At 61.3% G+C, this 14,361-nt stretch carries 14 protein-coding genes; 10 read left to right on the top strand and 4 right to left on the bottom strand.

Annotated elements, in window-relative coordinates:
• The first annotated feature begins 53 nt into the window (after window positions 1-53).
• From parS to AC1DYF_RS03615, 3 genes are all read left to right on the top strand, one after another.
• Window positions 54-539 (top strand): type II RES/Xre toxin-antitoxin system antitoxin, encoded by a 486-nt coding sequence (gene parS / locus AC1DYF_RS03625; protein ID WP_477875306.1) that lies wholly within the window; start codon window positions 54-56, stop codon window positions 537-539.
• Complete coding sequence (locus tag AC1DYF_RS03620) at window positions 536-1,042, top strand: RES family NAD+ phosphorylase (RefSeq protein ID WP_477875305.1); 507 nt, start codon at window positions 536-538, stop codon at window positions 1,040-1,042. The genes parS and AC1DYF_RS03620 overlap by 4 nt, the downstream gene beginning before the upstream one ends.
• Window positions 1,043-1,157: 115 nt before the next feature.
• Window positions 1,158-2,354: a hypothetical protein gene (locus AC1DYF_RS03615; protein WP_477875304.1), complete on the top strand. Its 1,197-nt coding sequence runs from the start codon at window positions 1,158-1,160 to the stop codon at window positions 2,352-2,354.
• 35 nt (window positions 2,355-2,389) lie between these two features.
• Here AC1DYF_RS03615 and AC1DYF_RS03610 read toward each other — a convergent pair whose 3' ends face one another.
• Window positions 2,390-3,250 (bottom strand): hypothetical protein, encoded by an 861-nt coding sequence (locus AC1DYF_RS03610; protein ID WP_477875303.1) that lies wholly within the window; start codon window positions 3,248-3,250, stop codon window positions 2,390-2,392.
• A 212-nt stretch (window positions 3,251-3,462) separates the two neighbouring features.
• On the opposite strand from AC1DYF_RS03610, the gene AC1DYF_RS03605 reads away from it, so the two are divergent.
• The 7 genes from AC1DYF_RS03605 (at window position 3,463) to AC1DYF_RS03575 (ending at window position 10,566) form a co-directional block, all read left to right on the top strand.
• Window positions 3,463-4,458 carry a substrate-binding domain-containing protein gene (locus tag AC1DYF_RS03605; protein WP_477875302.1) on the top strand — a complete coding sequence of 332 codons (996 nt, stop codon included), beginning with the start codon at window positions 3,463-3,465 and terminating at the stop codon, window positions 4,456-4,458.
• A 105-nt stretch (window positions 4,459-4,563) separates the two neighbouring features.
• On the top strand, window positions 4,564-6,114 hold the full coding sequence (locus AC1DYF_RS03600; protein ID WP_477875301.1) for a sugar ABC transporter ATP-binding protein: 1,551 nt from the start codon (window positions 4,564-4,566) through the stop codon (window positions 6,112-6,114).
• The gene (locus AC1DYF_RS03595; RefSeq protein WP_477875300.1) at window positions 6,107-7,045 is read left to right on the top strand and encodes an ABC transporter permease; all 939 of its coding nucleotides are present in this window, start codon (window positions 6,107-6,109) and stop codon (window positions 7,043-7,045) included. Before AC1DYF_RS03600 ends, AC1DYF_RS03595 begins: the two co-directional genes overlap by 8 nt.
• The gene (locus tag AC1DYF_RS03590; protein ID WP_477875299.1) at window positions 7,045-7,995 is read left to right on the top strand and encodes an ABC transporter permease; all 951 of its coding nucleotides are present in this window, start codon (window positions 7,045-7,047) and stop codon (window positions 7,993-7,995) included. Before AC1DYF_RS03595 ends, AC1DYF_RS03590 begins: the two co-directional genes overlap by 1 nt.
• A gap of 2 nt (window positions 7,996-7,997) precedes the next feature.
• Complete coding sequence (locus tag AC1DYF_RS03585) at window positions 7,998-8,972, top strand: phosphotriesterase family protein (RefSeq protein ID WP_477875298.1); 975 nt, start codon at window positions 7,998-8,000, stop codon at window positions 8,970-8,972.
• A gap of 9 nt (window positions 8,973-8,981) precedes the next feature.
• The gene (locus AC1DYF_RS03580) at window positions 8,982-9,737 is read left to right on the top strand and encodes a creatininase family protein (RefSeq protein WP_477875297.1); all 756 of its coding nucleotides are present in this window, start codon (window positions 8,982-8,984) and stop codon (window positions 9,735-9,737) included.
• Window positions 9,738-9,759: 22 nt separating this feature from the next.
• Window positions 9,760-10,566: a GntR family transcriptional regulator gene (locus AC1DYF_RS03575; protein ID WP_477875296.1), complete on the top strand. Its 807-nt coding sequence runs from the start codon at window positions 9,760-9,762 to the stop codon at window positions 10,564-10,566.
• Window positions 10,567-10,827: 261 nt separating this feature from the next.
• Here the strand turns inward: AC1DYF_RS03575 and AC1DYF_RS03570 are convergent, their stop codons facing one another.
• The 3 genes from AC1DYF_RS03570 to AC1DYF_RS03560 form a co-directional block, all read right to left on the bottom strand.
• Entirely contained in the window at window positions 10,828-12,336 is a 1,509-nt protein-coding gene (locus tag AC1DYF_RS03570) for an FGGY-family carbohydrate kinase (protein ID WP_477875295.1), read from the bottom strand.
• A gap of 63 nt (window positions 12,337-12,399) precedes the next feature.
• On the bottom strand, window positions 12,400-13,989 hold the full coding sequence (locus AC1DYF_RS03565) for an N-acyl-D-amino-acid deacylase family protein (RefSeq protein ID WP_477875294.1): 1,590 nt from the start codon (window positions 13,987-13,989) through the stop codon (window positions 12,400-12,402).
• A gap of 12 nt (window positions 13,990-14,001) precedes the next feature.
• Complete coding sequence (locus AC1DYF_RS03560; RefSeq protein WP_477875293.1) at window positions 14,002-14,346, bottom strand: RidA family protein; 345 nt, start codon at window positions 14,344-14,346, stop codon at window positions 14,002-14,004.
• Window positions 14,347-14,361 lie beyond the last annotated feature (15 nt).

Here is a 14,361-nt window from a genome sequence, read left to right as displayed (position 1 = left end):
TTCGGCTGCGACACCTGTCATATATAGTGCGACAACTGACATAGGATGACCTCATGGCTGTGCTGGCAGAGAAAATAGCGCCGGAAACGACGGCTGGCGAACTGCAGAAGGTAGCGGCGTTGCTCGGTGGTTCCCGCGTGCTGTCGCGCAGCCTGACCAGCCCTCTCGATGCACATGAATTGCTGCTGCGCGGCCTGCCGGCTTCGGCGCTGGACCATCTTGTCGGACAGTTGATTGTCATCGGCAAAACGGAGTCGCTTGAAAAAGCAGTTGGCATGAGCCTCAGGACATGGCAACGGCGGAAGGATGCGCCCTCCAAGCCGCTCAGCCAGGAGCAAAGCGGGCGAACCTGGAAATTCGCCGAGATTTTGTCCAAGGCGACGGACGTCTTCGGATCGCAGGCGGAGGCCGAACAATGGCTGGAACGTCCCGCGACCGGGCTCGACCAGCATCGCCCCATAGATCTCCTCGGTACGCCTGCCGGCGTCGAGCTCGTCGAAGCTCACCTCGAACGCCTCGAATACGGCGTCTATGCATGACTCTGCTGCCATTGGCGCTCGGCGGCACCGAGTTGATAGCCTGGCGGCTCGATCAGGCCGGCTATGCGTCGACATGGGACAGCGGTGAAGGCGCCTATCGTGTCGGCGGCCGGTGGAACAGCAAGGGTGTCAGGGCGGTCTATTGTTCGATCGATCCCGCAACGGCCATACTCGAGGTCGCCGTCCACAAGGGTTTTCGTGTCCTCGACACGCTGCCGCACGTGATGACGGCTGCCGTCATTGCCAGTGTCGCCGATATCCACGTCGTCAATCCGGCAGACGTTCCCAATCCGAACTGGCTGCGTCCAGGCATACCAGGCGCCGGGCAGCAGGACTTCGGCAACGACCTGCTTCACCGCCATCGTTTCGTAGCGATCCCCAGTACGGTCTCCCGGCACAGTTGGAACCTCATCTTCCTGGCGGGCAGCGCAGCCGGTGCCTATACGTTGAAACTGCAGGAAGCCTTTGCCCTCGACACGAGATTGCATCCGCCGGCGGCGTGATGGAGCAAAGGCATCGCCGGATAGACAATGACGGCAATCGCGGAGAGATCGCTTCGGTCTTGACTACGTAGGTAGACAAGTTAGCGTGCGCACGAAATGCAAACGAGGACACGCCATGCATCTTTCCATGTGGACCTATCCCTGGGACATTCAGGACCAGGGGATGGAGGGCACTTTCCGTGATCTTCGCGATCGCGCCGGACTCAATACGATCAGCCTCGCCACATCCTATCACGCCGGGCGCTTCCTGCAGCCGCGCAGCCCGGCGCAGAAGGCCTATTTCCCGGAAGACGGCACGGTCTATTTCACGCCCGACGAGCAGCTATGGGCCGACAAACTGATCCGCCCTCTGAGGGCGCAGAATGTCGGCGTGCGCGGCGATATGCTCAAGGCTCTGATCGAGGAGCGTGACCGCGGCGGCATGAACGTGTCCTGCTGGACTGTGTGCCTGCACAATACGCGGCTCGGCATGCTGCATTCCAACCACGTCACCCGCAACGCTTTCGGCAATCCAAATTACTATAATCTCTGCCCGTCCAGCCCGGAGGCGCGCGACTATGTCGTCACTTTGGTGAAGGATGTGACGACAAACTACAGGCCCGATATGCTGGAGCTCGAAAGCCCGAATTTCATGGGTTTCGCCCATGAATACCATCACGAGAAGGATGGCGTCGGGCTGAACGACGAGGACGATTTCCTGCTCTCGCTCTGCTTCTGCGATCATTGCATGCGGCGCGCGTCTGCGGCCGGCGTGCCGATGGAAGAGGCGAAGCGGACCGTGGCCGGCTTCATCGCCGAAATGTGCGAGCGCGAAATTCCGGCAAGGCAATTTGCCGACTTCCCTGGTGCCGGCATCGATGCCTTCAAAGCCTGGCCGGCACTGCATGCCTTCCTGCAATGGCGGACGGAGCCGGTCACCAGCCTGATCAAGGAAATCAAGGACAATGCAGATCCGGCGACGAAGGTCGTGCTGATCGACCTCAAGGACGGGTGGCTCGGCGGCGTCGATCTCGAAGCCGTCGGCAAGATCTGCGACGGCGCCATTCTCTGCTGCTATTTCATGCCGCCGGACCAGACTGCGGCGGTGATGAAGGAAGGCCGCGCCGCACTCGGCCCGGATAAATATCTCGGCGTCGGCTTGCGTGTGTTCTATCCCGAGATGATCTCAGCCGAGGATCTGACCACGCGCGCCAAGGCGGCGATCGAAGCAGGGGCGGACGGCATCAATTTCTACAATTACGGCCTGATTCCAGCCAAGCGGCTGGACTGGGTACGACAGGCGGTGGACGGATTGCCGACAGCATCAGGCTGAGCGCCGCCGCCCGTCGAAAGAAGGCGGAATCGACCCTACTTGGCACATGCCTTGAGTTGCTCTATCCCGCCCCACTTCTTCAGCGCAGCGTCCCCTTTGGACTTGATCTCGTCACGCCATTTCTGCGCATTGACGGTGGGCGCAGTTGTCACGCCGGGAAACACCACCGCCAGCGTGCTGTCATCAAGACCGCGCTTGGCGCGTTTGACGCCACCTTTATCGACCATAGGATCATTGCCTAAATCCTGATGCAGCCGTACCGATGCCTCGCCCAGCTTGCCTCCGTCGCCATAGACCGCCAGTGCAAATTTACCGGTCTTTGGTCGATAGACGACAGCGAGGTCTCCAGGCCTAACCTTGAAATCATTCACGAATTTTGGCGACAACACAATGTACGGAATCTCGTTGGCATCGATCCAGTGGCGCTGTGTTCCGGCAGGGCCATCAGCAACCGAAACACTCGTCGTCGTGATATAGGCTTCATTCGGGAGGGGGTCACCGGCGTCCTGCTTGACCGGCACATTCTTGGCACCGGTCAAGAAGCCGAAAATGCGCAGCTTTGTATAGTCCCCGGTCTGCAGGGCAAGTTTCCAGCCGTCGCGGCACTTCTGCTGCCAATGTTTCGGGTCACTGTCCGGCGTCGAGCCAACGGCTGTGACCCCGTCGCAGGTATAGGACAGCCCATTGCCATCCACACGATAGGAATTCGGAGCCCCGTCGGCGTCGACGGCAAGCTGGCTGCTGACGAAGGAAACGCTATCCGCGGTGGTGCGGACGACCTTGCTGTTGTATTTGACCGACGCCAGCTTGCCGCATTCGGTCGCATCCGCTCCAACGGGCGTTGCAAAAGCCAACAGAGCTGTAAGGCAAGTGGATACGACTTTCTTTGCGTTCATAATGTCACCCCCCAATATTGTTGTCCATACACTATAAAATTGCTTTTGTCTACATAACCATCCCGAAGGTAGCAGATCGGGCGCGACGGGATGCCACCACAGGAAAAACGTTTGCATAAGCGAGCACAGGCATCCGCGTTCCCACTTGACTACATGACCAGTCAAGTTAACATGCTTCACTCATTAAGGCTCTGGCAACGAGGGGAACCACTATGAACCTGAAGAACGCAATGATGGCCGCGGCCATCATACTTGGGCTCGCGGCGCCGGCCGCGGCGGCCGACAAATACAAGATCGGCTACGACATCTATTTCGGCGGCAATTCCTGGTCCGTGCAGCTCTACAAGGAGTTCCAGGCCGAAGCGGAGAAGCACAAGGATACGGTTGACGTCGCCTATACTGAGTCCGAGCTCAAGGCCGACAAGCAGGTCGCCAATATCGAGGACCTGATCACCAAGGGCGTCAATGCCATCATCATCACGCCGATCTCGCCGACAGCCGTCATCCCGGCGGTCAAGAAGGCGCGCGCCAAGGGCATCAAGGTCGTGCTGCTCGCCTCCAAGATCAAGACGCAGGACTATGATGCGCTCGTCACCGTCAATGACGAGGATTTTGGCAAGGCCGGCGCCGAATGGCTGGCCAAGAAGCTGAACGGCAAGGGCAAGATCATCGCGCTCAACGGCATTGCCGGCATTTCCGCCAGCGACGACCGCTGGGCCGGTGCGCAGGACGTATTCAAGAAAAATCCCGATATCCAGATCGTCAGCGTCGTCAATGCGTCCTGGGATTATGCCCAGGCCAAGGTCGCCGTGTCGAATCTGTTGGCGGCCAATCCGGAAATCGACGGCATCTGGTCGCAGGGCGGTGCGATGACGCTCGGTGCCATCGATGCTTTCGACGCCGCCCAGCGCAAGCTGGTGCCGATGACCGGCGAAGACAACAACGGCTACCTTAAGCGCTGGGTGAAGCTTGAGGACAAGGGTTTCAGCTCCGTCGCGCCGTCCAAGCCGACCTGGCTCGGTTCGGAATCGCTGCTGGTGGCGCTGAAGCTGCTCAAGGGCGAAGCGGTTTCGAAGGACACAATCTTCCCGCCGCCGGTGATTGATGACAGCAAGGTCAAGGCGTCTGTCCGCGACGACCTATCCGACAGTTTCTGGGTCAACACTCGCCTCACCGACGATCAGATACGCGCAGCCTTCAAGGACTGATCGAACCTGGCGGGTGAAGAGACAAACGGCACCCGATTAGAGCGAGGGCGGAGCGGCTTCATGCGTCGTGTATCTGAGGCCGCTCCAATTGAATGGATTAAAGACATGGTTTCCGCGAACGCCGATGCCCGCCAAACGCCATTGATGACCGTCTCCGGCATCTGCAAGGCGTTCGGCCGCAACACGGTGCTGAAGAATGTCTCGTTCACGCTGAAGCCCGGCGAAGTACTGGCGCTGGTCGGCGAGAACGGCGCCGGCAAGTCGACGCTGATGAACATCATTTCCGGCAACCTGCCTTATGACAGCGGCGAGATCCGGCTGGCCGGCGAAACCTATCGCCCCGCTCGTCCGTCCGAAGCTATCCGCCGCGGCATCGCCATCGCGCATCAGGAAACGGCGATCATGCCGGATCTGACGGTGGCCGAGAATATCTACTTCCGCAGCGAGCCACGCAATGCATTCGGCTTGATCCGCCAACGGCGGATGCATGATGACGCCGGCCGGCTACTGACGGAACTCGGATTCGGCATCGATCCACGCCAGCTTGGCCGGACGCTCTCCGCCGCTGAGCGGCAGATGGTGGAGATCGCACGCGCCATGGTTCAGGAACCGCGCCTCCTGGTTCTCGACGAGCCGACGGCATCGCTCTCCGCCAAGGCGGCGAACATCGTCCTCAACCTAATGACGACGCTGAAACGCCAGGGCACATCGGTGATCTTCATCTCGCACCGGCTCACGGAAATCATGGATGCCGCCGACCGCGTCGTTGTGCTGAAGGACGGCGAGATGACCTTGGAGGCCCGCCGCGGTGCCTTCGACCGCGATGACCTGATCCAGGCCATGGTCGGCCGCAAACTCTCCAATATCTTCCCGCCGCGGCCGCATCTGGCGGTCGCCGATGTGGTCTTCGCGCTGGAAAATGCCGGCAACGCGGCTCTGCCGCCGATCAATCTTGAGGTTCGATGCGGTGAAATTCTCGGCATTGCCGGCCTGGAAGGCCAGGGGCAGAAGCCGCTCGCGGAGGCGCTGTGCGGCACTAGGCCGTTCACGGCAGGGATAGTCCGCCTAGAAGGCGGTGCCCTTCGGCTGAACTCGACGGCCGCGGCCATCGCCGCCGGCATTGCCAGCATTCCGGACGACCGCAAGCATGAAGGCCTGGCGCTTGGCCTGCCGATCCGCATCAATATGAGCCTGTTTGCGATTTCCGACGAGACCCGCTTCGGCTTCCTGCCGCTGGCACGCGAACGCGCTTTCGGCGAGGCGGCGCGCAAGCGCTTTTCCATCCGTTCCACCGACCTCGAACAGCCCGTCGGACAGCTTTCCGGCGGCAACCAGCAGAAAGTCGTCTTTGCCCGCTGGCTGGCGCATCGACCAAAGCTGCTCGTGCTCTACGAACCGACCAAAGGCATCGACATCCAATCGAAGAGCGAAATCTATCATCTGGTCGACGAACTGACACACCAGGGCGTCTCGGTGATCCTGATCAGCTCCGACCTAATCGAGCTGATCGGCTTGTCGGACCGTATCCTGACACTCTACGAGGGCAGGATCACCGGCGAGATCGGCAGCGCCGAGTTCTCCGAAGAAAAGATCATGCGGCTTGCCGCCGGCATCGGTGAGGACGAGCATGTGTTGAAGGTGGCCGAACATGCTTGAGGGCTCGCTACGCTTCAATCTGCTGCTTGCGCTACCGGCATTGGTGCTTACCATCCTATTGGTGGCGCTGACCGGCACGCTTTCACCAAGTTTTCTCACTGAAGCGAACCTCGCCAATCTCGCGACGCGATTGCTACCGCTCGGCCTGGTGGCGCTGGGCGAAGCCATGGTCCTGTTCGCCGGCCGTATCGACCTTTCAATCGGTTCGATCGTCAGCCTGTCAACGGCGGCGATGGCGCTGACGTCGACGACGCTTGGCTGGGTCTCCATTCCGCTGACGCTTGCCATCGGTGTCGCCTGCGGCGTCTTCACCGCGGCCGGCATCAACCTCTTCCGGATCAATCCTCTGGTCATGGGGTTGGCCACGGCCGCGATCGTAAAGGGTATCACCTTGCTCATCCTGCCCTCCCCGGGCGGTGAAGTCGAATACGACCTCTACGATTTCCTGTTCGGCTCGGAGAGGCTGCTGGCCCTGCCGCTGTTGCTGTCGATCATGGCCTATGCGATCTTCCTGCTGGTCATGGGCTGGACGCGCTTTGGTCGGTCCGTCTATGCCTTCGGCTCCGATCCGCGCGCGGCCTTCGCCAATGGCGTTTCTAGCTGGAAGCTCGACCTTTCGGTCTACGCCCTCTCCGGCTTTTTCGCCGCTGCCGCCGGCGTCGCTATCTCAATCAAGATATTGTCGGGCGATCCGCTGATTGGCGAGGCCTATACGCTGGACGCGGTCTCCGCCGCCATTCTCGGCGGCGTGGCGCTGCAGGGCGGCCGGGGCAGTCTGATCGGCGTGTTCTTCGCCGCCGTCGCACTGGTGCTCGTCAACAATACATTCAACCTGCTCGACCTCRACACCAATTACCAGGACATTGCCAAGGGGCTGATCTTCGTGCTGGCGCTCGTCTTCTTCATGCGCGGCAAGGCGGGAGAAGCATGATGGCGCTTCCGCTCCTTGCCAATGCCAAGCCCGGTGCCGCCACGCTACGTGCCATCGGCCTCCTCGCCGTGCTGCTGATCGTGCTCTTCGTCGCCTCCGGCAAGGTGTCGATGCAGCAGATCATGGACAATGCCCGCCAGGCAGCACCGCTCGGCATTATCGCGCTCGGCCAGGCGCTGATCCTGATGATGGGCAGACTCGACCTTTCGGTCGGCGCCACGGCCGGTCTCGCCAATGTCGTGCTCGCCACCGCCTTTGCCGGCAATATGGCGAACATGCCGATCGCATTGGCCCTGACCATCGGGCTCGGGCTTGTCGTCGGTCTGGTCAATGGCCTGGTGGTCGTGGCGCTGCGTATCCCCGCTTTTCTGGCCACGCTCGCCACCTCGCTGGCGCTGACCGGCGGCATCCTTGTCTATACCGGCGGCAGTCCGCGCGGCTCGATCCCCGCAGATTTTCGGGTGATCAGCGAAGGCTGGCTGATCGGCGTCCTGCCCTGGTCGGTGGTGATCTGGCTTATCGTCGGCCTCGTGCTGATGCTCTTCGTTCACTACACACTTGCCGGCCGCAAGATGCTGCTTGCCGGTGCAAACGCCACTGCGGCGCGGCTGAGCGGCATCGCTGCCGACCGCATCGTGATCCTCTCCTTCGTCATCGCCAGTTTCATGGCAACGCTCGGCGGTATCCTGCTGTCTGCTATCACCGGCATGGCTTCGATCGGCATTGCCGACAGCTACACCGTCGATACGATCGCGGCGGTGGTCATCGGTGGGGCGCTGTTCTCGGGCGGCGTCTTCCTGCCCGCGGGCGCCGCGGCCGGCAGTCTCATTCTCTTCTTCCTGCAAAGCCTGCTCTATGTGCTGTCGCTGCCGCCGGCGGCACGCTTCATCCTGCAGGGCGCGATCATCATCGCAGCTCTTGCGCTCGCCAACCTCAAGAAGGACCGCTGACAATGGAATTCATCCGGACTTTGAACGGCGACATCGCCCCTTCGGAATTGGGCGTCACCTATTCGCATGATCATCTCTTCTGCATTCCACCGCTGTGGAAGGAAAAGAAGATCGACGACTTCATGATCGACGACGTCGAAGCCTCGATCAAGGATGTCGAACTGTTCACCGCGCAGGGCGGCCAGGCCGTCTACGATGCAACCGCCATCGACTACGGCCGCGACCCGACGGCTCTGAAGACGATTTCCGACCGCACGGGCATCAAGATCATCGCCACCGCCGGCTTCAACAAGGCGATCATGTGGCCGGGACAGATGGCCGGCACAGGCGGCACATTCCAGCAATGGATCGATGGCCATAGCCGCGCCGAGATCCGCGACCATGTGGTGCGCGAACTGACCGTCGGCATGGACGGGACCGATCTCAAGGGCGGCGTCGCCAAATTCGGCACCGGCTACAACACGATTTCCGCAGCGGAAGACAAGATGGTCCGCGCCGTGCTCGACGCACACAAGGAGACGGGCTGCCCGCTGCATTCGCATACCGAACTCGGCACGTTGATCCTGGAACAGCTGAAGATCGTCAAAAACGAAGGCGTCGACCCGTCGCGGCTGACCATGGCCCATGTCGACCGCAATCCCGACCACTGGCTGCATCTCAAGGCCGCCGAGACCGGCGTCTTCATGTGCTTCGACGGTATCAGTCGTATCAAGTATCATCCCGAAAGCGTACTGATCGACTGCATCCTCAATCTCGTCCGCCACGGCCACGAGGATCAGCTGGTGGTCGGCGGCGACATTGCCCGGCGCACCATGTATCGCAATTATGGCGAAGGGGGCCTCGGCCTCGGCTATATCCTCGAAAGCTGGGTGCCGCGCTTCCGCGAACAGGCCGATGATGCCGGGTTCGACGGCAAGGCACTGATCGAGAAATTCTTCGTGAAAAATCCGCAGCACGCCTTCGTCTTCAAGCAGTGAGGAGCAATCTTGGCCATTGATAGAACCGACATAAGCCGGCTCAACGACAGCGACATGATCGCCGCCCTGGCGCAAAAGCCGGTGCTGCTCCTGCCGATCGGCGCCGTCGAAAGCCATGGCGACCACCTGCCGGCCGGCACTGACAATATTCTGGCCAGCCGCATGGCCGAGGAACTGGTGCACGTGGTCGATGGCGCCACGCCGCTCTTGCGCCTGCCGCTCCTGCCTTTCGGCCAAGTCTGGTCGCTCGGCGACGCGCCCGGTTCGTTCGGTATTTCCAACGAGACGGTGACGCGCTCGATCGTCGAGATCGCCCAATCGGCGAAGGCCAAAGGCTTATCGGTCATTGCGGTGATCAACGGCCATCTCGGCAATGCCAATGCCATCCGCGACGCGCAGCGCATCATGCGCGAACAGGGCGTCACCATCGCCAATTTCTTCTATCCCGGCTCTGGCGCCGCAATCGCAGCTCTGCGTGAAAAGCCCGAGGCGCATCCAGCGTACATGCATGCCGACGAGATCGAAACCTCCTACATGCTGCATCTTGCGCCCGGTGCCGTCGACATGGCGAAGGCGATCGCCAACTATCCGGTCTTTCCCGAGGATTTCAACACTGTCGCCTATCGCTGGACGGACTTCTCCGAAAGCCCGGTGCTCGGCGATGCCACCGCGGCAACCGCCGAAAAAGGCGAGAAAATTCTGACCGCGGTGCTCGCCAATATGGCCAAACAGGTGTCCGCGCTCTATAAAAGGCAATTCGAATAGCGCTTTTCCGGTGAGGGCCAGGTTGAATACACAGGCAGCGGCGAAGGATCATAGACCGGTCTATATCCAGATCGCCGAAACGCTCCGGGCCCGCATCGTTTCCGGTTACTACGACGACAAGATCGACGGTGAATTGCCGCTGGCCGGCGAATTCAAGGTTAGCCGGCGAACCATCCAGCAGGCGCTCGAAATTCTGGTGCAGGAGGGCCTGCTGGTTCGCCAGCATGGCATGGGCACTTTCATCAATCGAAAGGGCGTCGAGAAACGCTATCGCGCCATCACCTCGATCACCGAGGGCATTATCGGCCAGGGACTGAAGCCGGAATTCACCGTGCTCGCCAGCGCCCCGGCGTCCACTTCCGAAGAGGAACGCGCTTTCTTCCGCATCAATCCTGGTGACCAGGTCTATCGCCACAAGCGCCTCGTGGCCGCCGACGGGCGGGCATTGGCGGTGGTCGAAACCAGCCTGAACCTGAAATTCCTCGAAGGGTTGGAGCTCTCGCATCTGTCGCAATCGCTGTATCAGACGCTACGCCACCAGTTCGGCAGAACTGTCGTGCAGGCCGAGGACCAATATATTCCGGCCGTCGCGGATGCAGAGATCGCACAATTGCTCGGCATTGCCGTCGGCCACCCGATCTTCATTGCTATCCGCCGTGCCACGGACCAGACAGGGGCGCCGATCGAACTTTCCCGGGTTCTGATGCTACCGGTGCCGCTCGACATCTCGATCCGCAATGTCGGCTTTCCGCGCCAGGGGCCGGACGATCTGACGCCGGAATCGCGCGAGTGGACCTATACGGTCGGCTTCGGGGATTTTCATAAGTAACGGAAATCATGGCAAATAAGGGGAGCAGCTCAGCCTGTAGCTTTTCTACACATGCGCTGTGATCATTAGATATACTGACCCAGAAAACACTTGCGAGTTGCAGGCCAATATGGCCTATGGCGGATGGACGCGGGCTCGTTACCCAAATCAATTCCGCGTGGCGTTTGGAGCCCGGTCTGGCGATAATGATCGCCAGACCGTCGCTTCAATAGTTTGGCATTTGCCTGCCGCAGTCTGGCTGCACTGACGCCATAGGCGGCTTCACTCCATCGCGGCCACGTTGCGCAATACATCCAGCGTCGCAGCACTGGCGATCGTGAAGCGCGCAAATCCCTCGTCATAGATTGATTTTGCCTTCGCGTTCGGCGCATGCCGACGCTTCGTACGATAGGTCGCCTCGACGGCCTCACCGAGCGAGCCGAAATCGCCGATCGCCACGGCCGAGCACAGTGCCGCCCCTTTGGCACCGAATTGCGTACCCTCGGGGATTTCCACCCCGTAGCCGGTCACATCGGAAATCATCTGCGCCCAGAACGGGCTGCGCGCGCCGCCTCCCGAAAGCCGGATTCCCTCGCCGGCGCCACCGATCGCTTCGTAGCAATCGCGGATCGCATAGGCCATGCCCTCATAGATCGAGCGCACCAGTTGCGCGCGGCCGTGATGCGGCGCCAGACCATGGAAGCCGGCACGGGCGCGCGGCTCGATCCGCGGTGCGATGACGCCGCTGGCTGAGAGATAGGGTACGAAAATCACGCCTTCGCTGCCCGGTCGGCTCGTCTCGGCCAATGCACCCAGCGTCTCGTATGGTCTTTCGCCACCGGCGATCTCAGGGCAGAGAGCGCTGAGGCACCAATCGAGCACGGTGGTGCCGGCGACATTGACCATGGTCTTCATCCAACGCCGGCCGGGAATAATGAACAGCAGGCCAAGGTCGCGTGGCTCGTACATCGCGTGATCGAAAAGGACTCCATTGAGGCAGGTCGTGCCCAGCACGGTCACCGCCTGGCCGGGCTTGTAAGCTCCGGCGCCAAGGACGCAGGCGCCCGTGTCACCGGTTCCGATCGCCACCGACGTGCCGACGACCAGGCCGGTGAGCGCGGACGCCTCGGCCGTGACCTCGCCCGCCAAGGTCTCACCACGCTCAACGGAAGCCAGCAGATGAGTGAAATCCTCGATCCCGAGAAGCGAGGCCTGATCGGGATGGAAATCGCGGGTATGCGCCGAGCCCGGCGCCATCGCCGCCTCGGATTCATCCGTGGCGATGCGACCCGTCAGACGATAGCGGATATAGTCCTTGGCGCAGAGCACATGGCTGGCGCGGGCGAGTGTCTCCGGCTCATTCTGCTTCAGCCAGGCAATGACCGGCAAAGTGCAGCCGAGCTGCATCATGGAGCCGGAATGGGTGAAAACTTTTGAGAACAGTTGCGGCTCACGCGTGAGCAGCGTGTCGACCAGACCCTGCGCCCGCGCGTCGTTCCAGAGCACCGGTGGTCGCAGAAGCCTGCCTGCAGAATCCATCAGCCAGACGCCGACCATGACGCCGGTGACGCCAATGCCGCGCACATTGTCTGGCCGGCAAGCGGAATTCGCAAACAGCGCGCGGATGACCCTGACCGCGACCTGCCATACGGCATCGCCATCCAGTTCCGACCAGCCGATCGGCGCCGGCAGCAATTGCATGCGCTCTGCCGCCTCCGCGCATTCGCGGCCGGCGGCGTCGAAGAGCGCCGCCTTGATCACCGACGTGCCGATATCCAGACCGAGATACATGATGCCTCAACTTGACGAGAGATGTAGTCAAGTTATGCCGCGCGAGCGGGCATTTCTCAAGTCCTATATGAGCTTGCCGGGACGGTTGCCGGTCTGCGCGCCGTTCTTGATCACTGCACCGCCATTGACCCAGACATGCGAAATGCCTGTAGGAAGTGCGGTGGAATTGGCGAATGTGGCATTGTCGGTGATCGCATCGTCGAACAGCACGAGATCTGCGGCAAGGCCGGGGCGGATGAGGCCACGATCATGCAGTTGGAAACGTTGCGCCGCCACCGAGGTCATGCGCCGCACGGCATCCTCGATGCTGAACCATTTCTTGTCGCGCCGGAGCGGTCCGGCAATGCGCGGAAACGTGCCGAAGGCACGCGGATGCGGCTTCGAGCCCGGGCGCGGCAGGCCGTCCGAGCCCGCCATATAGAGCCTGTTGCAGCAGGCATCGTGGAGATCGGCCTCATCGAGTTGAAAAAGGATAATGCCGGTGTGGCCGGAATCTTCTTCGATGAAGCGCAACATCAGGTCGAAAGGCGTCATGCCAAGTGTAGCAGATGCTTCACGCATGTCGCTGCCTTCGAGATGCTTCAGGTCCACGACGCCAATGGCGGAGAGCCGCACATTCTCCCAACCGATGAGAAACACCTTGCTCTGGCCTGGAAAAGCGGCGCTGCCATTTTCCACCCAGTTGCGAATGTCCGACAGCTGGTTCGGATCGGCGAGCCGCGCCTTGAGCCCTTCGAGCCCCCCATCCATGGCGGCAGGCGGCAGGAGTTGCAGCAGCCAGGTGCTGCCCGCTGGATAGGGATACATGTCGAAGGAAATATCGATGCCTTCGGCGCGCATCGCCTCCAGCCGTTCGATGGCTCCGGGGATCTGGCCCCAATTCGGCTGGCCGGCCGATTGCAGATGCGACAGCAGTCCGGCCGTGCCGGATTTACGCAGCAAGCCGCCGAATTCGTCGATCGCGTCGAACAGGCCGGCCTCGTAGCTGCGCACATGGGCGGCCAGAAGCTTGCCATGCGCCTGGCATGTCCTCGCCAAGGCAACCAATTCATCTTCGTCGGCGAAGGCGCTCGGCGGATAGACGAGGCCGAGCGACAAGCCGCAGGCACCTTGCTGCAACTGTTCCGCCAGCAAGCTGCACATGTGCTCGATCTCGTGGCTGTCGGCGGGGCGGCGGTCATAGCCCATGGCGGCGAATCTGAGCGCCGCATGGCCGACGAGCGAGACGACATTGAGCGCGACGCCGTCGCCTTCGAGCGCCTGCCTGTAGCCGTCGAGATCGGCGAAGATTTCGCTGTCTCTGGTTTCACCGAGCAGGCCGGAAAAATGTTCACGCAGCATGCTGGCGGAAGACGGTATCGAGGGGTAAAGCGAGAAAGAGCAATTGCCGACGACGATGCTGGTGACGCCCTGGAACGCCTTTTCCGGGCGCTCACGCTCACGCAGGAAAATCAGGTCGTCATGGCAATGCGCATCGATGAAGCCCGGCGCCAGATAGCGCTCCGCAGCGTCGACGACTTCAGCATCTGGACCGGCCTGCAAACCATAGCCGATCCGGGAAATCGTGTTGCCGGAGACGACCAGGTCGCCGCGATACCACGGCGCACCGGTGCCGTCGATGATGCGGGCATTGCGGATCAATGTCTCCGGCATGGCGCTCTCCGATCAGACGGCTGCGACCGCGGTCATCTCGACGCGCAGATCCGGGTCGGCGAGCCGGGCTTCGACGCAAGCGCGGACCGGCGGATTATCCTTGTCGATCCAGTTGTCATAGACTGAATTCATCGCCTCGAAATCGGTGATATGGGGCAGGAAGACATTGACCGACAGTAGCTTCGACTTGTCCGTGCCGGTTTCTGTCAGCAGCGCGCCGATCTTCTCCAACACGTCCAGCGTCTGCTCTTCGATGGAACCCTTGCGGTTGTTGGCTACCAAGCCGGCAATATAGACGGTGCCGGCGTGGACGACGGCCTGGCTCATGCGCGGGCCCTTCTGGTGACGGTCGATCATGGTTCTTCCTTTGCT

The sequence above is a fragment of the Rhizobium sp. P2_G9 genome, assembly GCF_056403475.1.
The sequence above is the reverse complement of the archived record's forward strand: the minus strand, read 5'-3'. Positions and strand labels throughout refer to the sequence as shown.